The organism is Salmonella sp. SAL00653 (genome assembly GCF_046552515.1).
GTDB classification, from domain to species: domain Bacteria; phylum Pseudomonadota; class Gammaproteobacteria; order Enterobacterales; family Enterobacteriaceae; genus Salmonella; species Salmonella enterica.
Window position 1 is genome coordinate 76515 of the sequence record NZ_JBGDTY010000019.1, and the last position, 20177, is coordinate 96691.

The 20177-nt window shown below is 52.0% G+C and carries 20 protein-coding genes and 3 pseudogenes; 12 read left to right on the forward strand and 11 right to left on the reverse strand.

All coding sequences use genetic code 11. From position 1 onward, the window contains the following. Positions 1-56: 56 nt before the first annotated feature. The 3 genes and pseudogenes from ACLJRU_RS20015 to ACLJRU_RS20025 all read left to right on the forward strand — a co-directional run. Positions 57-779: a GntR family transcriptional regulator gene (locus ACLJRU_RS20015; protein WP_023236134.1), complete on the forward strand. Its 723-nt coding sequence runs from the start codon at positions 57-59 to the stop codon at positions 777-779. A 97-nt stretch (positions 780-876) separates the two neighbouring features. Further along, positions 877-1002, forward strand: a pseudogene (locus ACLJRU_RS20020) (hypothetical protein); the annotation flags it as partial. Between the two features lie 45 nt (positions 1003-1047). Beyond that, positions 1048-1188 (forward strand): annotated as a pseudogene (locus ACLJRU_RS20025) (CDP-diacylglycerol diphosphatase); the annotation flags it as partial. Between the two features lie 89 nt (positions 1189-1277). On the opposite strand, the gene ACLJRU_RS20030 reads toward ACLJRU_RS20025, so the two are convergent. The 3 genes from ACLJRU_RS20030 to lsrR all read right to left on the reverse strand — a co-directional run bounded on the left by ACLJRU_RS20030 (position 1278) and on the right by lsrR (position 4280). Then, positions 1278-1628: a cupin domain-containing protein gene (locus ACLJRU_RS20030; protein ID WP_001173080.1), complete on the reverse strand. Its 351-nt coding sequence runs from the start codon at positions 1626-1628 to the stop codon at positions 1278-1280. Between the two features lie 13 nt (positions 1629-1641). Beyond that, entirely contained in the window at positions 1642-3234 is a 1593-nt protein-coding gene (gene lsrK / locus ACLJRU_RS20035; protein ID WP_001541244.1) for an autoinducer-2 kinase, read from the reverse strand. Positions 3235-3320: 86 nt separating this feature from the next. Continuing rightward, a complete protein-coding gene (lsrR, locus tag ACLJRU_RS20040; RefSeq protein WP_023235436.1) occupies positions 3321-4280 on the reverse strand; it encodes a transcriptional regulator LsrR in 960 nt (319 codons plus the stop codon). 255 nt (positions 4281-4535) lie between these two features. On the opposite strand from lsrR, the pseudogene lsrA reads away from it, so the two are divergent. From lsrA to ACLJRU_RS20075, 7 genes and pseudogenes are all read left to right on the forward strand, one after another. Beyond that, positions 4536-6070 (forward strand): annotated as a pseudogene (gene lsrA / locus ACLJRU_RS20045) (autoinducer 2 ABC transporter ATP-binding protein LsrA). Then, positions 6064-7107: an autoinducer 2 ABC transporter permease LsrC gene (gene lsrC, locus ACLJRU_RS20050; protein WP_000911133.1), complete on the forward strand. Its 1044-nt coding sequence runs from the start codon at positions 6064-6066 to the stop codon at positions 7105-7107. Before lsrA ends, lsrC begins: the two are co-directional and overlap by 7 nt. After that, entirely contained in the window at positions 7104-8105 is a 1002-nt protein-coding gene (gene lsrD, locus ACLJRU_RS20055) for an autoinducer 2 ABC transporter permease LsrD (RefSeq protein ID WP_000981826.1), read from the forward strand. Before lsrC ends, lsrD begins: the two co-directional genes overlap by 4 nt. 28 nt (positions 8106-8133) lie before the next feature. Further along, positions 8134-9156: an autoinducer 2 ABC transporter substrate-binding protein LsrB gene (gene lsrB / locus ACLJRU_RS20060; protein WP_011264437.1), complete on the forward strand. Its 1023-nt coding sequence runs from the start codon at positions 8134-8136 to the stop codon at positions 9154-9156. Positions 9157-9184: 28 nt separating this feature from the next. Next, entirely contained in the window at positions 9185-10060 is an 876-nt protein-coding gene (gene lsrF / locus ACLJRU_RS20065; protein ID WP_000774147.1) for a 3-hydroxy-5-phosphonooxypentane-2,4-dione thiolase, read from the forward strand. Between the two features lie 82 nt (positions 10061-10142). Next, complete coding sequence (lsrG, locus tag ACLJRU_RS20070) at positions 10143-10433, forward strand: (4S)-4-hydroxy-5-phosphonooxypentane-2,3-dione isomerase (RefSeq protein ID WP_001543603.1); 291 nt, start codon at positions 10143-10145, stop codon at positions 10431-10433. A gap of 9 nt (positions 10434-10442) precedes the next feature. Next, complete coding sequence (locus ACLJRU_RS20075) at positions 10443-11207, forward strand: epimerase (RefSeq protein WP_001088049.1); 765 nt, start codon at positions 10443-10445, stop codon at positions 11205-11207. A gap of 91 nt (positions 11208-11298) precedes the next feature. Here ACLJRU_RS20075 and tpiA read toward each other — a convergent pair whose 3' ends face one another. Next, on the reverse strand, positions 11299-12066 hold the full coding sequence (gene tpiA / locus ACLJRU_RS20080) for a triose-phosphate isomerase (protein ID WP_001216339.1): 768 nt from the start codon (positions 12064-12066) through the stop codon (positions 11299-11301). A 112-nt stretch (positions 12067-12178) separates the two neighbouring features. After that, positions 12179-12775, reverse strand: a complete 597-nt coding sequence (locus tag ACLJRU_RS20085) for a YiiQ family protein (RefSeq protein WP_000802241.1) — start codon at positions 12773-12775, stop codon at positions 12179-12181. A gap of 100 nt (positions 12776-12875) precedes the next feature. On the opposite strand from ACLJRU_RS20085, the gene ACLJRU_RS20090 reads away from it, so the two are divergent. Continuing rightward, positions 12876-13304, forward strand: coding sequence for a DUF805 domain-containing protein (locus ACLJRU_RS20090; protein ID WP_000155236.1), 429 nt, complete (start codon positions 12876-12878; stop codon positions 13302-13304). 105 nt (positions 13305-13409) lie between these two features. Here the strand turns inward: ACLJRU_RS20090 and fpr are convergent, their stop codons facing one another. From fpr to ACLJRU_RS20110, 4 genes are all read right to left on the reverse strand, one after another. Further along, the gene (fpr, locus tag ACLJRU_RS20095) at positions 13410-14156 is read right to left on the reverse strand and encodes a ferredoxin--NADP(+) reductase (RefSeq protein ID WP_000796304.1); all 747 of its coding nucleotides are present in this window, start codon (positions 14154-14156) and stop codon (positions 13410-13412) included. 96 nt (positions 14157-14252) lie between these two features. Next, a complete protein-coding gene (gene glpX, locus ACLJRU_RS20100) occupies positions 14253-15263 on the reverse strand; it encodes a class II fructose-bisphosphatase (RefSeq protein ID WP_023235437.1) in 1011 nt (336 codons plus the stop codon). 111 nt (positions 15264-15374) lie between these two features. After that, positions 15375-16883 (reverse strand): glycerol kinase GlpK, encoded by a 1509-nt coding sequence (gene glpK, locus ACLJRU_RS20105; RefSeq protein WP_000136809.1) that lies wholly within the window; start codon positions 16881-16883, stop codon positions 15375-15377. 20 nt (positions 16884-16903) lie between these two features. Next, positions 16904-17749: an MIP/aquaporin family protein gene (locus ACLJRU_RS20110; protein WP_000084285.1), complete on the reverse strand. Its 846-nt coding sequence runs from the start codon at positions 17747-17749 to the stop codon at positions 16904-16906. A gap of 398 nt (positions 17750-18147) precedes the next feature. Between ACLJRU_RS20110 and zapB the strand changes: the two genes are divergently transcribed. Then, the gene (gene zapB, locus ACLJRU_RS20115; RefSeq protein WP_000051370.1) at positions 18148-18387 is read left to right on the forward strand and encodes a septal ring assembly protein ZapB; all 240 of its coding nucleotides are present in this window, start codon (positions 18148-18150) and stop codon (positions 18385-18387) included. 221 nt (positions 18388-18608) lie between these two features. On the opposite strand, the gene rraA is transcribed toward zapB, so the two are convergent. Together rraA and menA are read right to left on the reverse strand one after the other, a co-directional pair. After that, the gene (gene rraA / locus ACLJRU_RS20120) at positions 18609-19094 is read right to left on the reverse strand and encodes a ribonuclease E activity regulator RraA (RefSeq protein WP_000872918.1); all 486 of its coding nucleotides are present in this window, start codon (positions 19092-19094) and stop codon (positions 18609-18611) included. Between the two features lie 92 nt (positions 19095-19186). Beyond that, entirely contained in the window at positions 19187-20116 is a 930-nt protein-coding gene (gene menA, locus ACLJRU_RS20125; RefSeq protein ID WP_023235438.1) for a 1,4-dihydroxy-2-naphthoate polyprenyltransferase, read from the reverse strand. Positions 20117-20177: the final 61 nt, after the last annotated feature.

A 20177-nucleotide genomic window follows, 5' to 3' on the forward strand; every position in this document is an offset into this window, starting at 1 on the left:
CACCCTGCCGGGGACGGTAAAACGTCCCCTGCTGGCGAAGACGTGAGGTGCGCAGCTTGCAGGTTGATAAAACGAGCTTTACTCCGCTTTATAAGCAACTATTTTTTATCATCTGTCAGCAGATCCAAAATGGATCCCTGCCTTTAGGCAGCCAGCTGCCGACGCAAAAAGAGATTGCCAGAGCCTACAACGTCTCGCTGATTGTGGTTAAACAGGCCTGGAGCGAATTAATCAATGCGGGCATTATTTCGTCGCAGCGCGGGAGTGGTTCGGTGGTGTGCTCGGTGCCGGAAGGCGTGAGCTACGGGCACACGTTTCGCGGTATTACCCGCGATCTCCAGGACGCCAGCGTGGCGATTGAGAACCGTATTCTGGAAATCGCGCCGCGCCGCGCGCGCGACGCTCAGGCAGACGGCTTGAGCCTGCCCGCACAGCATCACTATCTCTATATTTCGCGTATTCGTTGCCTGAATAACCGTCCGTTTAACCATGAAAAGATCTATCTCGATCTTAGCTTCTTTCCCGATCTGCAACTTACACCGCAGGCGCTGGAGCATACGTCGCTCTATTCGTTATTAAACGTCACAAGCGACTCGGCGATAGAAAAAGTTGAGGCGATTTTACCTTCCGCTGACCTGTGCGAAAAATTGCAAATCGCCGCCAATAAACCGCTGTTATCCGTCGCCAGACAGATGTTTCAGGCCGGGAAGGACAGCCCTTTTGAGTATTGCCGCTATTACGTGCTGTCTGAATACTTTGGTGAAATTCATTATCACTGATCTGTCCGCTTAATCCTGCGATAACCCCACTATATCTGGCGTTTACCTGCCTGACTGTCCGTCGTATTCTTGCTGAAAAAATCGTCAGGAGACAGGTATGTCGCTCTGGTTGCCCCATCCTCTGTTCCTTCCTTTCATCATGGTTGGCATTACTATCCTTCTGTTGGCGACTTCGCCACTGCCGGAGTTTATGACCGCACTGCTATTTTTTGCTGTGGCGATGGGACCAGGGAAAGTTCCTGCGCGGGCGGGGATGCTGTTATGTATCGCGCTGGCGGTGATACGCCAAAGCGATGGCTCTTTTGTCTTGCTGGCGACCGAGCGTAATTTACTGATCTTCAATCGCGCTTCTGCCGAGGAAATTCAGGATCATCAGTGTGATATCTTGAACCAACAGGTCATCAAATGACAGCTTGATATTGCATTAACGAATGCCGTTTGGAGGCCGGACAAGGCTCTCGTAGCGCTATCCGGCAAAATCTGGCGATGGCGCGGGCGTTACCAGGCCGGTGGATCTGCGGGGTGGCTGTCATTTTCCAGATGCGGCGATTTAATAAACACGCCTTTCCAGGGTTTATCGCCGTTATTAATGAGATAATGCGCCTCCCCAGGTTCGCACTGTAAAACATCTCCAGTTTGCAGGATATGAGGTGTTCCTTCCAGATACAGGCACACTTCACCGCTTAGGGTATAAAAAATCTCACAAGCGGTATTATGGCGATGGTTAGGGAATGACTGCCCTGGTTGTAGTATGACGACGCCCATATCGCAGCCCGGCCCACGGATTAAGTATTTAGGGCCATTATCGCCAAAGCGGTATTCATGATTCTTCTCATTCGTTTTTTGCATGCTTATTCTCCTGTTACAGGCCTGGCGCTTTCCAGAGGGATGTCGTTAAGCCACCATCGACCAGCGCGCGTTGATCCTGATAAACGGCCTGCCATTTTTCTCTGGCCTGCTGATAGACAGCGAAATTTTCAGGATTAGGTTTATGCTCCCGATCCCAGCGCACTAGCTTTTCTCCCGTTTCCGCCAGCGATGGCCAGATACCCACGCCAACGCCTGCGGCAATAGCGCACCCTAGCGCGGTAGCTTCTTTGACGACAGGTACGTGAACGGTGAGTCCCGTAACGTCGGCAAGGATTTGGCTCCATAATTTGCCTTTAGATCCTCCGCCGGCAAAAACCAGCGAGTCGGCCTGAACGCCGGAAAACGCGGCAATTTGCTGTAAATTGCAGGCGGAAACAATGGCGGCATTCTCTTCCAGCGCGCGAAATAGGGTCGCTTTATTACACTTTTCAGGATCGATAGACAGATTGATAAACGACGGCGCGGCATGGTACCAGCGTTTAAAACGCATAACGTCAGAGAAGATGGGCATCACACCGTACGCGCCGGGAGGCACCCGGCTGGCCATATCTTCCAGCAGGGAATACGCATCAATACCTAACCTTTCAGCGATTAGTTTTTCCTCGGCGCAAAAGGCGTCGCGGAACCAACGCATCGTTAACCCAGTAAAAAAGCTAATAGACTCGGTTTGTACCATACCGGGGATCACATGAGGATTGATGCGAACGTTCATGTTTGGGTCGGTGACCGGCGCGGGAAGATTAACGACCTGTTGCCAGAAGGTTCCGCCCAGCACGGCCGTTTGCGCCGGGCGTACGACGCCCAGCCCCAGACAGCCTAACTGCACATCGCCGCCGCCAACGATGACCGGCGTACCCGCTTGCAGGTCGCACTGTTCAGCCGCTTTCTGTGAAATGTGACCGAGCAGCGTCCCGGTTTCTTTTACCGGCGAAAGAATGTCAGAACGCAGGCCCGCCATCTGTAACAGACTACGTTTCCAGTTGCGGGTCACCAGATCCAATAACCCCGTCGTGCCTGCGTTGGAGGGATCGACCGCCAGTTCGCCGCTTAGCATAAAGGCCATCCAGTCGCTGATCATAGTGACGGTTGACGCGCGATGATAAATATCCGGACGATGGTGGGCAAGCCAGAGCAGACGCGGAATAGCGCTGAGCGCCAGCGTTTGCCCGGAGCAACGATAAACTTCCTCCTCAAAGGTGTTATCGTGCAGCTCTTTTAATTCACTGACTTCGTGCGCCGCGCGGGCGTCAACATTAGCGCAGGCCCAAATTGGTTCGCCGTTACTGTCATAAATAACAATGCTTTCACGCATCGAGCAGGCCGATACGGCAGCGATAGCCGTTGCAGGGATGGCGGCTTTCTGTAGTGCCTGACGGATACACTGGCAAGCCAGTTGCCAGTTTTTGGCAAGATCAAACTCCATCGAACCAGGCACATCCGGCACGGCCAGATGCTGCCATTCCGCTTGACCGACAGCTATTTGCTTTCCTTGTAGATCAAAAATTACTGCTCTGACGCTACCGGTACCGGCGTCAAGAGCCATCAGGTAATGTCCTGATTCAGTATGGGTACAGAGTCGAGCCATTTTTTTATCCTCGGCTATTTTTACATCGTTACATAAAATCCTGTCAGTTATTGTTTATTGAATTGAGGTAAGTGTTATTTTATTTTTTATTTTTCAATAAGTTGAATTATTTTCCCTGCGGTTTTCTGATCGGTAACCAGCGCATTGATATAGTTACCGCGCATAGCGGCAATAATAGCTTCTGCTTTTTGTTCGCCGCCGGCGACGCCAATCACGGTTGGGATCGTGGAAAGTGAATTTAACTTCAGGCCAATTAATTCGTTATGGATTTTGATGCCTGGAATAATTTCGCCATGAGCATCAAAAAAATAGCCCAGAATATCGCCTACTGCGCCTTTGCGGCCAATCATGAGTTGTTCACCCTGAGTGATATAGCCGGATTTTAAGATACTGGCTTGATCTTTCTGGTTAATTGCCCCAATCCCCACGATGGCGGCATCGGCAGCTTGCGCTGTGAGCATCACATCCCGCACGCTATTTTCATTGCGCAGCGTGCAGGCAATTTCCTGCGATGATGCGCGCAGCGGCGCGGGCATAATACTTACGCTACAAGCGGCATCAAGCTGGCCTATTCCGGTCATATACGGCCCCACGCCGCCGGATAACGTGACCAGTCGGATTTGTTGCGCCGAGATAAATCCGCTGAGGCGTTTTAATGTGGTCATCGTGGCTTCGCCAAAGCCGACGGCCAGCAGTTGCTGTGGCCGCAGTGACTCCATCAACATATGGGCGGCGCCGATTCCTAAGCGCAGACCAATATCGGCATCGGGTAATGCCGGCAGCACGCGGATATTCTGCAATGCGAAGTGGTTGCGCAAGGCATTTTCATACTCAAGACACCCTTCGAAGCGGGAGTTGATTTGTACGCGAATAATACCGGACTGATGCCCTTTCTCCAGCAGACGAGAAACCTTTAGCCGGGTTAGCCCCAGACGCTCGCTGATTTCACTCTGCGTCAATCCATCGTGATAGTAGAACCAGGCAATACGCGCCATCTGCTCTTCTTCGCACATTCCATAATCAGATACCAACGTATTATCGCTCATTGTCATAACCTGGCTTTACTTTGAACATTTCTAAATCATTAACACAATTGTTCAGTTATCACTCCGAAATAACCGTGATTAACGCCACAAAAACGCGTCAAATCTGAATATTTATCATCTAAAAATTCATTTATTCAGAAAACGTGATCTGGATGAGAGTTTTTTGACCAAATAACTACTACCGTTTTGAACAATTTCTTTTTCAAAAAACATTTGTTCAGTCCCGTCAGTCAACATTGAGGGAGCGGAGGCAACATGCAAATCAGTCACAATACTGCATCCCCTCTGATTTGTGTGCAGAACATTTATAAAAGTTATTCCGGCGTCGAAGTACTAAAGGGAATTGACTTTACTCTGCATGCGGGAGAGGTGCACGCATTGCTTGGCGGCAATGGTGCGGGTAAATCAACATTAATGAAGATTATTGCCGGTATAGTCCCGCCAGATGGAGGGACTATCGATATTGCTGGTGTGCGTTGCAGTCATTTAACGCCTCTGAAGGCGCACCAGTATGGCATTTACCTGGTTCCCCAGGAGCCTCTGTTATTTCCGAGTTTATCTGTGCGGGAAAATATCTTGTTTGGCTTGCAGGGACGTCAGGCCTCCACGGAAAAAATGCAGCAGCTATTAAAGGCGATGGGATGCCAACTCGATCCGGCGAGCGCTGCGGGTACGCTTGATGTTGCAGACCGCCAGATCGTTGAAATTATGCGCGGCTTGATGCGCGACTCGCGAATCTTAATTCTTGATGAGCCCACGGCGTCGTTAACGCCAGCCGAAACTGACCGGTTATTTACGCGTCTGCAAGAGTTGCTGAAAAAGGGTGTCGGAATTGTATTTATTTCTCATAAGCTGCCAGAAATTAGACAGTTAGCTCACTGCGTTAGCGTGATGCGTGACGGTAAAATCGCATTATTCGGAAAAACGCATGACCTTCTACCGACGAGATTATTCAAGCTATCACCCCGGCAACGCAGGGCGTCAGTCTTTCCGCGAGTCAAAAGTTGTGGCTGGAATTGCCTGGCAGCCGCCCGCAGAACGAACGCGGCGCGACGGTATTAGCGCTGGAGTCACTGACGGGCGAAGGTTTTATGAATATCAACCTTGAGGTGCGGGCAGGCGAAATCCTTGGTCTGGCCGGGTTGGTCGGCGCGGGACGCACAGAATTGGCTGAAACGCTGTACGGTATTAGACCGGTCAATGCGGGGCGGATGCTGTTCAATGGTGAAGAAATTAACGCCCTGACGACCCAACAGCGGTTGCAGCTCGGCCTGGTCTATTTGCCGGAAGATCGGCAGTCATCCGGGCTGTATCTTGACGCTTCCCTGGCATGGAATGTCTGTTCGCTGACCCACAACCAAAAAGGATTTTGGATAAAGCCCCAGCGGGATAACGCCACCCTTGAACGTTACCACCGCGCGTTAAATATCAAACTCAATAATGCCGAACAGGCGGCGCGTACTTTATCCGGCGGTAACCAGCAAAAAGTATTGATTGCCAAATGCCTGGAGGCCTCTCCGCAATTACTGATTGTCGATGAACCGACCCGCGGTGTCGATGTCTCCGCCCGCAGCGATATTTATCAGCTGTTGCGCAGTATCGCGCAACAAAATGTCGCGGTGCTGTTTATTTCCTCCGATCTGGAAGAGATAGAGCAGATGGCCGATCGCGTATATGTCATGCACCAGGGGGAACTGGGGGGGCCTGCGTTATGCGGCGAGGAAATTAACGTTGATACCATCATGCACGTTGCGTTTGGCGAACATGGTGCGTCGGAGGCAACATGTTGAAATTCATCCAAAATAACCGGGAAGCGACGGCACTGCTGGCAATAGTCTGTTTATTCGTGTTTCCTGGCGCGCTGGATAGCCAGTATTTGAGCGTGCAAACGCTGACAATGGTTTTCAGTAGCGCGCAAATTTTGATGCTGTTGGCGATTGGCGCGACGATGGTAATGCTCACCCGCAATATTGATGTATCGGTGGGCTCGACGACAGGAATGTGCGCGGTATTGCTGGGAGTGATGTTAAACGCCGGCTATAGCCTGCCGGTCGCCTGCCTGGCCACACTAATATTAGGAATTGTCGCCGGATTTTTTAATGGCGTACTGGTTGCCTGGTTGAAGATACCCGCCATTGTCGCCACGCTGGGAACGCTGGGCTTGTATCGTGGGATCATGCTGCTATGGACAGGGGGGAAATGGATTGAAGGATTACCCGCAGGCTTAAAGCAACTCTCTGCTCCGGTGTTTCTGGGAATTTCCGCAATCGGCTGGTTTACCCTGGTGTTAGCGCTGCTTATGGCCTGGCTCCTGGCGAAAACCGCCTTTGGCCGCAATTTTTACGCCACCGGCGATAACCTGCAGGGCGCCCGGCAATTGGGTGTCCGTACCGAGATGGTACGCATCATGGCATTTTCACTTAATGGCGGTATGGCGGCATTGGCTGGAATCGTGTTTGCCTCGCAGATTGGCTTCATTCCCAATCAAACCGGCACGGGGCTGGAAATGAAAGCCATCGCGGCCTGCGTATTGGGGGGAATTAGCCTGTTAGGCGGGTCAGGCACGGTCATCGGCGCTATTCTCGGCGCTTATTTTCTTACGCAAATCGATAGTGTGTTAGTGCTGCTGCGTATCCCCGCCTGGTGGAACGATTTTATTGCCGGCCTGGTATTGTTGGGCGTACTGGTATTCGATGGGCGGCTGCGTTGCGCATTACAACGCAATCTGCGCCGCCAGAAATATGCCCGTTTTATATCACCACCCACTCCACTTCAGGCGGAAGCAAAAACGCACGCACAACAGAATAAAAACAAAGAGGTGGCATGATGAATCCATGGCGACGCTATAGCTGGGAAATTGCGCTGGCAGCCTTATTGATCTTTGAAATTCTGGCTTTCGGTCTGATTAACCCACGTTTATTAGATATTAATGTCTTACTTTTTAGCACTAGCGATTTTATTTGTATCGGTATTGTCGCTTTGCCGCTAACAATGGTTATTGTCAGCGGTGGTATGGATATTTCATTTGGTTCTACAATCGGGCTATGCGCGATTACCCTGGGTGTGCTGTTTCAGCTCGGTATGCCGCTACCTTTAGCGATTATTATTACCCTACTACTCGGCGCAATATGTGGGCTGATAAATGCCGGACTTATTATTTATACCGGCGTAAACCCGTTGGTGATTACCCTGGGAACCATGTATTTATTTGGTGGTAGCGCATTATTGTTATCTGGTATGGCTGGCGCCACGGGTTATGAAGGTATTGGTGGATTTCCCACAGCGTTCACTGACTTTGCCAATATTTCATTTCTTGGTATTCCCATGCCGCTTATTTTTTTTCTTGTGTGCTGTCTGTTTTTCTGGCTGCTCATGCATCGTACGCATATGGGACGCAACGTTTTTCTGATTGGCCAGAGCGCCCGTGTCGCGCAGTACAGCGCGATCCCGGTGAATCGCACGTTGTATACCGTGTATGCCATGACCGGATGCGCCTCCGCGATCGCCGCCGTATTACTGGTTTCTTACTTTGGCTCCGCACGTTCGGATCTGGGCGCCTCTTTCCTGATGCCGGCCATTACGGCGGTTGTGCTGGGAGGCGCCAATATTTATGGCGGCTCCGGGTCGATTATGGGGTCCGCGTTGGCGGCGCTGCTGGTGGGATTTTTACAGCAGGGGCTACAGATGGCCGGAGTGCCGAATCAAATTTCCAGCGCATTGTCCGGTGCGCTTCTCATTGTTGTTGTCGTTGGTCGTTCCGTCAGTTTGCATCGTCACCAAATCCTTGAATGGTACTCACGCCGACGCAATGCGCATCAGGCATGATTTCCTTTTGAAATTTATGGAGAAAAAAATGGCAAGACACAGCATTAAAATGATCGCCTTACTCACTGCGTTTGGTCTGGCATCTGCGGCAATGACCGTGCAGGCGGCAGAGCGGATTGCTTTTATTCCCAAACTGGTTGGCGTGGGCTTTTTTACCAGCGGCGGCAATGGCGCGCAGGAAGCGGGAAAAGCGCTGGGCATTGACGTAACTTACGATGGCCCTACAGAGCCCAGCGTCTCAGGCCAGGTTCAACTGGTGAATAACTTTGTCAATCAGGGGTATGACGCCATTATCGTTTCTGCCGTTTCGCCTGATGGCCTGTGCCCGGCGTTGAAGCGGGCAATGCAAAGAGGCGTGAAAATATTAACCTGGGATTCCGATACCAAGCCGGAGTGCCGTTCTTACTATATCAATCAAGGGACGCCAAAACAGCTCGGCAGCATGCTGGTAGAGATGGCCGCTCATCAGGTGGACAAAGAGAAAGCGAAAGTCGCTTTCTTCTATTCCAGCCCAACGGTGACCGACCAGAACCAGTGGGTGAAAGAAGCTAAAGCCAAAATTAGCAAGGAACATCCGGGGTGGGAGATAGTCACTACCCAGTTTGGCTATAACGATGCCACGAAATCGCTCCAGACGGCGGAAGGTATCATCAAAGCGTATCCCGATCTGGATGCCATCATCGCGCCTGACGCCAACGCTTTACCTGCTGCGGCACAGGCGGCGGAGAACCTTAAACGTAATAATCTCGCGATTGTTGGTTTTAGTACGCCGAATGTGATGCGCCCTTATGTTCAGCGCGGCACTGTTAAAGAATTTGGCCTGTGGGATGTCGTCCAACAGGGAAAAATTTCCGTATATGTCGCCAATGAGTTGCTGAAAAATATGCCAATGAATGTCGGTGATTCACTGGATATTCCCGGCATCGGCAAAGTCACCGTTTCACCTAATAGTGAGCAGGGATATCACTATGAGGCAAAAGGTAACGGCATTGTGTTATTGCCGGAGCGTGTCATTTTCAACAAAGACAATATCGACAAATATGATTTCTGATAACTGTTATGTATCGACGGAGTAAAGAATGGCTGATTTAGATGATATTAAAGATGGCAAAGATTTTCACACCGATAAACCACAAACTAACACTTTGTTCGCATTAAAAGGCTGTGGCGCGCTGGATTGGGGAATGCAGTCCAGACTGGCGAGGATTTTTAACCCCAAAACCAGAAAAACGGTCATGCTGGCCTTTGACCATGGATATTTCCAGGGGCCGACAACCGGACTTGAGCGTATTGATATCAATATTGCGCCGCTCTTTGAATATGCTGATGTCTTAATGTGTACTCGCGGCATATTACGCAGTGTGGTACCTCCGGCAATCAATAAACCAGTCGTTTTACGCGCATCCGGGGCGAATTCTATTCTCACTGAATTAAGCAATGAGGCGGTTGCGGTGGCGATGGATGACGCTGTGCGGTTGAATAGCTGTGCTGCTGCCGCACAGGTTTATATTGGTAGTGAGCATGAACATCAGTCGATTAAAAATATTATTCAACTGATTGATGCCGGGTTACGCGTCGGGATGCCAATAATGGCAGTGACCGGGGTGGGTAAAGATATGGCTCGCGACCAGCGTTATTTTTCACTGGCAACGCGTATCGCTGCGGAAATGGGGGCGCAAATTATCAAAACGTATTATGTCGATAAAGGTTTTGAGCGTATTGCGGCAGGTTGTCCGGTGCCGATTGTCATCGCCGGCGGTAAAAAACTGCCTGAACGTGAAGCATTGGAAATGTGCTATCAGGCGATTGACCAGGGGGCTTCTGGCGTAGATATGGGGCGTAATATATTCCAGTCAGAAGATCCGGTAGCCATGATTAAAGCGGTACATGCTGTCGTTCATCATAACGAAACAGCAGAGCGTGCTTATGAGCTGTTTTTGAGTGAGAAAAGTTAAATGAGATCGCTTCCCCATCTTTTACCGATGTGAGGAGATGGGGATGACTGTTATTTTATTTGGAATAATCAGGGGGGTAATGATGCACGTTACGCTGGTTGAAATTAACGTTCATGATGACAAGGTTGAACAATTTATCGATGTTTTTCGGCAGAATCATCTGGGCTCAATTAAAGAGCCGGGTAACTTGCGTTTTGATGTTCTGCAGGATCCGCAGGTGCCTACGCGATTTTATATTTATGAAGCCTACGTTGATGAACAGGCCGTCGCTTTTCACAAGACAACGCCACACTACAAAACTTGCGTGGAGCAGCTTGAACCGTTGATGACCGGTCCGCGGACAAAAAAAGTTTTTATGGGTTTGATGCCTTAAGGAGCGCTCATGAACAGCCAGTTTGCCGGATTAACGCGCGAAGCATGTGTGGCATTGTTAGCGTCATATCCGCTTAGTGTGGGTATTCTGGCAGGGCAGTGGATTGCGTTGCATCGCTATCTGCAACAGTTGGAAGCGCTAAACCAGCCGCTGTTGCATTTGGATTTGATGGATGGTCAATTTTGCCCGCAGTTTACCGTTGGGCCATGGGCAGTTGGGCAACTGCCGCAAACTTTTATCAAAGATGTTCATTTGATGGTAGCGGACCAATGGACGGCGGCGCAAGCCTGCGTGAAGGCGGGCGCACACTGCATCACGCTTCAGGCAGAAGGCGATATTCATCTGCATCATACGCTAAGCTGGCTTGGTCAGCAGACCGTGCCCGTTATTGGCGGTGAAATGCCGGTGATCCGGGGGATTAGTTTATGCCCGGCAACGCCACTGGATGTCATTATCCCCATTCTGAGCGACGTCGAGGTTATTCAACTACTGGCAGTGAACCCTGGATACGGCAGTAAAATGCGCTCCAGTGATTTGCACGAGCGCGTGGCGCAGCTTCTCTGTCTACTTGGTGATAAACGCGAAGGTAAAATTATCGTTATTGATGGGTCGTTAACGCAGGATCAATTGCCTTCGCTGATTGCACAGGGCATCGATCGTGTTGTTTCTGGTAGTGCGTTATTTCGTGATGATCGGCTGGTTGAGAATACGCGGAGCTGGAGGGCGATGTTTAAGGTTGCCGGGGATACTACTTTCTTACCCTCCACAGCATAAATGCCGGATGGCGGCTTTACCTTATCAGGCCTACATAAGCACTCGGCTGGTAGGCCTGATAAGCGCAGCGCCATCAGATATTGATTGGCAATTAAGCCTGTTTAGCAGCTTCTGCTGCTTTCACGATCACCGCGAAGGCATCAGCTTTCAGAGAAGCGCCGCCTACCAGTGCGCCGTCGATGTCCGGTTGCGCGAACAGTTCGGCTGCGTTGGAGGCATTAACAGAACCGCCGTACTGGATAATAACCTGTTCAGCGATTTTCGCGTCAGCTTTAGCAATGTGGTCGCGGATGAATTTGTGCACTGCCTGAGCCTGCGCAGGAGTTGCAGATTTACCGGTACCGATCGCCCATACGGGTTCGTAAGCGATAACCGCGCCTTCAAAGGCTGCCGCGCCCTGCGTTTTCAGTACCGCGTCGATCTGGCGTGCGCACACTTCTTCTGTTTTGCCCGCTTCGTTTTCCGCTTCGGTTTCACCGATGCACAGTACCGGCGTCAGACCTTGTTCTTTCAGTACGGCGAATTTTTTGGCGATCAGCTCGTCAGATTCTTTGTGATAAGTACGACGCTCGGAGTGGCCGATAATAATGTACTGCGCGCCGATATCCTTCAGCATTTCAGCCGAAGTTTCACCGGTGAATGCGCCAGACAGATTCAGATCAACGTTCTGCGCGCCCAGCATGATGTGGCTGCCGGCAGCAGCGCGTTTCGCCAGATCGATATACATTTCCGGCGGAGCGATTGCCACGTCGCAGCCTGCTACGCCCGTCAGTTCTTTACGCAGGTTAGCCACCAGTTCGTTTACCATGTGGCGGCTGCCGTTCAGTTTCCAGTTACCCATCACTAAAGGATGTCGCATTTCATTTCTCCACGCTTAGTCAGCGAATTAAGGAAGATGGCCGCTCGTCAGAGCAGCATGGTCTGTGAAACAGTATAGAGATTCATCCCCGGAAAGGCTTTGCTTTTTGTCATCAATTCGCCCCTTCCAGATTTTCAGATAACGCCAGCTTAATCGGTTCAACCGCGAAGGTCAGCCCCTTTTCGCCGTTATCTGCGACAACATAACGTACCGCGCCTTCGGTCTCGGCGTAATAGTGTTTACCTTTACCGGCGATAAGCATCTTTTGCAGTTTTTTCTGGCTTTGCTCTTTTGTCAGCAACGGGGCGACAGTGCGAATAATGGCGGCCATATATTCCAGCGCTTTCGCTTTCGCCGCTTTCTGTTCCGGCCCCTGAATGGGCAGCCAGGTAATCTGCATACTTTTCACTTTGAGCGTACCGCGCTCCAGCGCCGTGGAGGCATACAGATTTTCGTTAATCTTACTGGCGGCGCGGGTCAGATTCGCCTTATCGCGGCTATTCTCAATGGCGCGAAATTCATTGAGCGGCAGATCGGGATTCTGGCGGTTAAAGTTCTCACGAAACTGGCTAATAGAAAGATCAAAGGTTGGCGAGCCCGCCAGCAGATAGGGCGCTGTCGTGGTCGATGAAGAGAGCTGCGCGTGCGCCGTTATGCTGGCGGTGAGAGCAGAAAACAACAGTAAAAACAGAGTACATCCTGGCTTCATCAATCTTACCTTTCGTTAGGACTGCTCACGATTAAAACGATAACTGTCGGGCTTGTCAAAAGGGTAAACTGTAGCGGAAGGCAAAATATAAGGAACTTACATGACCATACAGCAATGGTTATTCTCATTTAAAGGGCGTATCGGACGCCGTGATTTCTGGATTTGGATCGGCCTCTGGTTTGCCGGGATGCTGGCGCTATTTTCGCTGGCGGGGAAAAACCTGCTTGATATCCAAACGGCGGCATTTTGCCTGGTGTGCCTGCTGTGGCCGACCGCTGCCGTCATGGTCAAACGTCTGCATGACCGGGGACGTTCCGGCGCGTGGGCGTTGCTAATGATTCTGGCGTGGATGCTGCTGGCCGGAAACTGGGTGATGCTGCCGGGGATGTGGCAGTGGGTCGTCGGGCGATTTATTCCGACGCTGATCCTGGTGATGATGCTTATCGATCTGGGCGCGTTTGTCGGTGTTCAGGGGGAAAATAAGTTTGGGAAAGCGACACAGGACGTGAAGTTTAAGGCAGAGCTGTAACGGGCGGTAAACCGTAATTTGCCCGGTGGCGCTGACGCTTACCGGGCCCACAGATTGGTGATGATTTGCAGGCCGGATAAGCCCCAGCCGCCATTCGGTAAAACATCACCAGTAATGTTCAGCCGTCATCTGCCCCGGTCGGCGGCGCAGATGTTTAGTCATCTGTCTGGTCTCTTTCAGCAGTTGCTGCGTATCGCGCACCATCTGCGGGTTCCCGCACAGCATGACGTGGCTGGTCTCTTTATCCATCGGCAATCCAACGGCTTTTTCCAGCTCGCCGTTTTCAATGAGCGCAGGCACGCGCCCGGTAAGCGAGCCTGGCACGCTCTCCCGGCTGACCACCGTTTGGATGCGCAGCTTGCCTTCATAACGCTGTTGCAGTTCCAGCATTAGCGGCAGATAGCTTAAATCGGCGGCGAAGCGTGCGGCGTGGACCAAGACCAGATTTTTAAAGCGCGCGACATCCTGGCCATATTGCAGAATAGACAAATACGGGCCAATAGCGGTTCCGGTTGCCAGCATCCATAGCGTCTCGCAGTCAGGCACTTCATCCAGTACAAAGAAACCCGACGCGTCGCTGACCACTTGCACCTCATCGCCAGGTTTTAGCGCCGCCAGCCGCGGGCTGAGCTTTCCTTGCGGCACCGTCACCAGATAAAACTCTAAATTCGGATTGTCAGGCGCATTGACATAGGAATACGCGCGCTGAACGCGCTCGCCATCGATCTCCAGTCCGAGTTTGGTAAATTGGCCTGCAGTAAAAGGATTAATGGGGGCGTGAACGGTCAGGCTGAACAGTGCGTCAGTCCAGTTTTGCACCTTAGTGACTTTACCTGTTACCCAATCGGCCATGGTTTTCTCCTGTTCTGAATCGCTAACCTTATCTTCGTTCGTCAGGAGAAAGATTTCCAGCCCCGCGAGGCTGGAAGGCTCTAACTAACAAATGCGCTAGAGGATATGCGCCTGTACATCCGGATCTTTACGATCAAGATAGTGGATCGACTGAATGCGGCGGATGGTGCGTGATTTGCCGCGGATCAGCAGCGTTTCCGTCGTGGCAATATGGCCTTTCCGGCTAATTCCTTCCAGCAGATCGCCTTTCGTGATGCCGGTCGCGGAGAAAATAACGTTATCGCTACGCGCCATGTCGCCCAGGCATAACGCCTTGCCCGCTTCAATGCCCATTGCTTTGCAGTGCGCCAGTTCCTGTTCGCCAATGCGGCGGTTTTCTTCGCTGTCGCCTTTCACGTCATGGCGCGCCAGCAGACGCCCCTGCATATCGCCGTCCAGCGCGCGGATCACCGCTGCGGATACCACGCCTTCTGGTGCGCCGCCAATCCCGTACAGCACGTCGACTTCGCTATCCGGCATACAGGTCAGAATTGAGGCCGCGACGTCGCCGTCAGGAATGGCAAACACGCGTACGCCCAGTTTGGCCATCTCTGCGATGACCTCGTCATGACGCGGTTTTGCCAGAATGGTCACGGTCAGATCGCCAAGCGGTTTACCCAGCGCATCCGCGATGTTGCGCAGGTTATCCGCCAGCGGCAGATTGAGATCGATCGCCCCTTTGGCGCCCGGACCGACAATCAGTTTTTCCATATACATATCGGGCGCATTCAGGAAGCAGCCTTTATCGCCGACCGCCAGCACCGCCAGCGCGTTCGCCTGACCCATCGCCGTCATGCGCGTGCCCTCAATCGGATCGACGGCGATATCTACCGCATCGCCGTGGCCGGTACCGACTTTTTCGCCGATATAGAGCATCGGGGCTTCGTCGATTTCGCCTTCGCCAATCACGATGGTGCCGTCAATGTTGACCTGGTTGAGCACGATACGCATGGCGTTGACCGCCGCGCCGTCTGCGGTATTTTTATCGCCGCGTCCCAGCCATTTGTAGCCAGCCAGCGCCGCCGCTTCGGTCACACGGGAAAATTCGATGGCAAGTTCTCGTCTCATAACAAACTCGTAGCAAAAAGGAGTGGCGCGCAGTGTAGCACAGGGGAAGGAGGGAATAATTGATGTGTGTGCGGAGTTGCCTCCGCACAAAGATTTTGCCGGATGGCGACCTTACTTGTCGTGCTCTTCCCACGCCATTGCGCGTTTAACCGCTTTCTTCCAGCCGCTGTAACGGTAGTTACGCTCGGTGGTTTCAATGCCGGGGCGGAATTCTCGCTCAATGACGGCTTTTTCCTGCAGCTCGTCCAGGTTCTGCCAGTAACCGACGGCCAGGCCAGCCAGATAGGCGGCGCCCAGCGCGGTCACTTCGCGCACTTCCGGGCGTTCCACCCGCGTGCCGAGAATATCTGACTGGAACTGCATCAGGAAGTTGTTGGCCACTGCGCCGCCGTCCACACGCAGAGCGTGCAGGCGGATACCGGAGTCGGCCTGCATCGCTTCCAGTACGTCGCGGGTCTGGTAAGCGATGGATTCGAGCGTCGCGCGGATAATGTGATTAGAGTTCACGCCGCGGGTCAGGCCAAAAATGGCGCCGCGGGCATACGGGTCCCAGTACGGCGCGCCCAGACCGGTGAAGGCCGGAACCACGTAGACACCGTTGGTATCTTTCACTTTCGTGGCGAAATATTCGGAGTCGAACGCGTCGCTGATGAGCTTCATTTCATCACGCAGCCATTGAATGGACGCTCCCGCCATAAACACCGCGCCTTCCAGCGCATAGTTGACTTCGCCGCTTGGGCCGCAGGCGATGGTGGTCAGCAGGCCGTTTTCCGATTTTACCGCTTTCTCGCCGGTGTTCATCAGCATAAAGCAGCCGGTGCCGTAGGTGTTCTTTGCCATTCCTTCCTTTACGCACAGTTGGCCGAATAGCGCGGCCTGCTGATCCCCGGCAATCCCGGCGATAGGAATACGTGTACCGCCTTTACCGCCAATATTGGTCTGGCCGTAGACTTCGGAGGACTTACGTACCTGGGGCAGCATCGCGCGTGGGATATCCAGCACGTCCAGCATTTTATCGTCCCAGTCCAAATCATGGATGTTGAACAGCATGGTTCGTGAGGCGTTGGTGTAATCCGTAACGTGGACGCGGCCCTGCGTCATCTTCCAGATAAGCCAGGTATCCACCGTACCGAACAGCAGCTCGCCACGCTTCGCGCGTTCGCGCGAACCTTCCACATGGTCAAGGATCCATTTCACTTTAGTGCCAGAGAAGTACGGGTCGACGACCAGACCGGTATTGTCGCGGATATAATCTTCCAGGCCGTCGCGTTTAAGCTGTTCGCAAATATCGGCGGTACGACGGCACTGCCAGACAATAGCGTTGTATATCGGTTTGCCGGTTTCACGTTCCCAGACGATCGCGGTTTCACGTTGGTTGGTGATACCGATAGCGGCAATCTGATCGGAACTGATATCGGCCTTGGCCAGCACTTCTACCAGCGTTGAGCTTTGGGACGCCCAAATTTCCATCGGGTCGTGTTCTACCCAGCCTGGCTTAGGATAAATTTGCTCAAATTCACGCTGTGATACGCTGACGATATTCGCGTCATGATCCATAACGACCGCGCGGGAGCTGGTGGTACCCTGATCGAGCGCAACGATATATTTTTTTTCAGTCATAATTTTGTCCCGTAATCAGATTACAGCGAAGCATTTTGTTGTGTGGTCGCGGTGGAGTCCTTCTCTTCCACGACGCAGGTATCGCACGGCAAATGACGGCCAATAAATTTGCGATAAGCAAACGCGCCCAGAATGGCGCCGACGATGGGGCCAAACAGCGGCACCAGGAAGTAAGGAATGTCTCTACCGCCGGTAAACGCAATTTCACCCCAGCCGGCAAGCCCGGCGAACATTTTGGGGCCAAAGTCACGCGCCGGATTCATCGCAAACCCGGTCAACGGCCCCATAGAGGCACCGATAACGGCGATCAGTAAACCAATGAGCAGTGGCGCAAGCGGACCGCGAGGTACGCCGTTTCCGTCGTCGGTCAGCGCCAGAATCAGCCCCATCAGAATAGCGGTAATCACCATTTCAACCGCGAAGGCCTGCACAAAATTGATATGAGGATTCGGGTAAGTTGAGAAAATGCCTGCGAGATCGAGACTTTCAACGCTGCCACGGACGATATGGTGGGTTTGTTCGAAGTCCACAAAAAGATTGTAATAAAGCCCGTAAACTAACGCTGCTGCGCAAAAGGCGCCGGCAACTTGAGAAATAATAAAAGGAACAACTTTACGTTTGTCGAAACAGGCAAATAGCCAGAGTGCGATGGTCACTGCCGGGTTCAGGTGTGCGCCAGAAACACCTGCCGTCAGGTAGATAGCCATCGCTACCCCCAGACCCCAGATGACGCTGATTTCCCACTGTCCAAAAGTAGCTCCGGCAACTTTAAGCGCAGCGACACAACCCACACCGAAAAAAATCAACAACCCGGTACCGAGGAATTCAGCAATGCACTGGCCTTTTAAGGTTGATGTTTGACTCATAATCGGATCCTGAAGAGTATGTAATGATTATTGGTATGCGAGGAGGTCATGGACATCCACGATGCCCTGTAGGCACACTGTTAATTTATCGTTAACAAGCAAAAACGAGAAATATCGAAATCAAAATGTGTGTACTGCGTCAATAAAATGAGCGTTATCTCGCCATGAAGCGCATTTTGAGACAGCAGAAGAGAGTGAATTGAATCATTTCATTAACTAATATGTTAACACTTTTAAGTTATTGAATGAATGTTACCAGGAGATGGATGAAAATTGCTGCAAACCGCGATCTACGCGGTATGTCGCTGGACAGCGAGAGCGGGGCTTCATACAATCGACACTATATATTGTGCGCGTTTACGTGAAGCGTCGCCTTGCAATTCAGGAGAGGTAAGATCATGTCTTTAGAAGTGTTTGAGAAACTGGAAGCAAAAGTACAGCAGGCGATTGACACCATCACCCTGTTACAGATGGAAATTGAAGAGCTGAAAGAAAAGAACAACAGCCTGACGCAGGAAGTGCAGTCTGCACAGCATCAGCGTGAAGAACTCGAGCGTGAAAATAATTCTCTGAAGGAACAGCAGAGCGGCTGGCAGGAGCGTTTGCAGGCGCTGCTTGGTCGTATGGAAGAAGTCTAATCCTCGTCATATTTCACGTTATGGCGGCGTTGGCTGCGTGCGTTCACCCCAGTCACATAGTGGCCTATGCTCCTGGGGATTCACTTACTTGCCGCCTTGCCCTGACGCGAAATCTATAGAGGATTTAGAATGCGGATACCGGTGGGCCGGATAAGGCGTAAGCTGCCATCCGGCAATCAGCGACAACGCATAAAAAAGGCGCCTTACGGCGCCTTTTTTGATCACTCGATATCAAGCGGGTCTTCGGAAAGGATAATCCCGGTGTTGTCGGCATAGAGATGATCGCCGGAGAAGAATGTCACGCCGCCGAAATTGACGCGCACATCGCTTTCCCCAATGCCTTCACCTGCGGCGCCAACCGGAATGGCGGCGATCGCCTGAATGCCGATATCCAGCTCTTCCAGATCGTCCACCTGACGCACCGCGCCATAGATAACCAGCCCTTCCCATTCATTTTGCGTGGCCAGACGCGCCAGCTCCGCATCGACTAATGCACGACGGACAGAACCGCCGCCATCGACCAGCAGAACCCGACCACGGCCATTTTGTTCGAGCAGATCGTACAGCAACCCGTTGTCCTCGAAACATTTTACCGTGATGATTTGTCCGCCAAACGACGACCGCCCTCCAAAATTAGAGAACAGCGGTTCCACGACGTTGACATCTTCCTGATAGATGTCACAAAGCTCGGAAGTATCGTATTTCATAGGCTTAACGTTCAGTTGCTGCGAGAATTTTTAGTATATCGCGCTAAGTATACTGTTGGCAAAATCATCAATTGTTAATTGATATTTGTCAGTTAAACGGCCCACTGACTTAAGAGTATCCCAATCACAAATAACAGGTTGGTTAACAACGCGCCTTTAACGGTACGTTCAAGCATCGGGCGCATTGCCGCAGGCTCCCTTTCGCGCATTACGTAGCGCGCTTGTTTAATGAGCAAGGGCGCGGCCAGAATAAACAACCATCCCCACGGACTGTGTAGCGAGAGCAGATTAAACAGCGCCAGACAGAGCAGCGCGCCTAGCAACAGGCAGGCGTGATAACGACGCGCGTTGACATCGCCCAGTCGTACTACAAGGGTGTTTTTGCCGTTCTCTCTGTCGCTATTAATATCGCGCAGGTTATTAATATTCAGCACCGCCGTCGCCAGTAAACCGCAGGCGGTGGCCGGGAGAATCAGCGCCGGAATCAGCGTATGCGCCTGGAGATACCAGTTCCCCATGACACTTAGCCAGCCAAAGAATACCAGGACAGAGATATCACCCAGCCCGATATAGCCGTAGGGCCGATTACCCACGGTGTAGGTGATGGCGGCGATAATCGACAGCCCGCCCAAAATCAGGAAGCCGACAAAATCGGTTAACGTATGGCACGCGACCGCCACCAGCGCCAGTCCGGAGATACAGATCAGCACGACGGTAATGATTAACGCCCGCTTCATCTCCTGTCGGGTGATGACGCCTTTTTGCATCCCCCGCAGCGGCCCGATGCGATCCGGTTTATCGCTGCCTTTGACAGCGTCGCCATAATCGTTGGCGAGGTTGGATAAAATTTGCAACAGCCCGGCGGTGATAAGGGCCAGCAGTGCGACCAGAGGATCGAAATAGCCTTGCCACCATGCCAGGGCCGTACCGACGATAATCGCCGCGAAGGCGAGGGGTAAGGTTTTGGGTCGTAAGCTTTCCAGCCAGGCCTGGGTGCGGCTAATTTGTTGTTGTTCAGTCATATTTAGCGCCAATAAAAATGGGGCTTTTCAGCCCCATCAACAGTGATGAAAATGCATTGGA

What these genes read in the sequence shown, in the direction of transcription:
- ACLJRU_RS20030 (WP_001173080.1), bottom strand. Translation starts at nt 1,628, where the DNA reads ATGCAAAAAACGAATGAGAAGAATCATGAATACCGCTTTGGCGATAAT.
- lsrK (WP_001541244.1), bottom strand. Translation starts at nt 3,234, where the DNA reads ATGGCTCGACTCTGTACCCATACTGAATCAGGACATTACCTGATGGCT.
- lsrR (WP_023235436.1), bottom strand. Translation starts at nt 4,280, where the DNA reads ATGAGCGATAATACGTTGGTATCTGATTATGGAATGTGCGAAGAAGAG.
- lsrC (WP_000911133.1), top strand. Translation starts at nt 6,064, where the DNA reads ATGTTGAAATTCATCCAAAATAACCGGGAAGCGACGGCACTGCTGGCA.
- lsrD (WP_000981826.1), top strand. Translation starts at nt 7,104, where the DNA reads ATGATGAATCCATGGCGACGCTATAGCTGGGAAATTGCGCTGGCAGCC.
- lsrB (WP_011264437.1), top strand. Translation starts at nt 8,134, where the DNA reads ATGGCAAGACACAGCATTAAAATGATCGCCTTACTCACTGCGTTTGGT.
- lsrF (WP_000774147.1), top strand. Translation starts at nt 9,185, where the DNA reads ATGGCTGATTTAGATGATATTAAAGATGGCAAAGATTTTCACACCGAT.
- lsrG (WP_001543603.1), top strand. Translation starts at nt 10,143, where the DNA reads ATGCACGTTACGCTGGTTGAAATTAACGTTCATGATGACAAGGTTGAA.
- ACLJRU_RS20075 (WP_001088049.1), top strand. Translation starts at nt 10,443, where the DNA reads ATGAACAGCCAGTTTGCCGGATTAACGCGCGAAGCATGTGTGGCATTG.
- tpiA (WP_001216339.1), bottom strand. Translation starts at nt 12,066, where the DNA reads ATGCGACATCCTTTAGTGATGGGTAACTGGAAACTGAACGGCAGCCGC.
- ACLJRU_RS20085 (WP_000802241.1), bottom strand. Translation starts at nt 12,775, where the DNA reads ATGAAGCCAGGATGTACTCTGTTTTTACTGTTGTTTTCTGCTCTCACC.
- ACLJRU_RS20090 (WP_000155236.1), top strand. Translation starts at nt 12,876, where the DNA reads ATGACCATACAGCAATGGTTATTCTCATTTAAAGGGCGTATCGGACGC.
- fpr (WP_000796304.1), bottom strand. Translation starts at nt 14,156, where the DNA reads ATGGCCGATTGGGTAACAGGTAAAGTCACTAAGGTGCAAAACTGGACT.
- glpX (WP_023235437.1), bottom strand. Translation starts at nt 15,263, where the DNA reads ATGAGACGAGAACTTGCCATCGAATTTTCCCGTGTGACCGAAGCGGCG.
- glpK (WP_000136809.1), bottom strand. Translation starts at nt 16,883, where the DNA reads ATGACTGAAAAAAAATATATCGTTGCGCTCGATCAGGGTACCACCAGC.
- ACLJRU_RS20110 (WP_000084285.1), bottom strand. Translation starts at nt 17,749, where the DNA reads ATGAGTCAAACATCAACCTTAAAAGGCCAGTGCATTGCTGAATTCCTC.
- zapB (WP_000051370.1), top strand. Translation starts at nt 18,148, where the DNA reads ATGTCTTTAGAAGTGTTTGAGAAACTGGAAGCAAAAGTACAGCAGGCG.
- rraA (WP_000872918.1), bottom strand. Translation starts at nt 19,094, where the DNA reads ATGAAATACGATACTTCCGAGCTTTGTGACATCTATCAGGAAGATGTC.
- menA (WP_023235438.1), bottom strand. Translation starts at nt 20,116, where the DNA reads ATGACTGAACAACAACAAATTAGCCGCACCCAGGCCTGGCTGGAAAGC.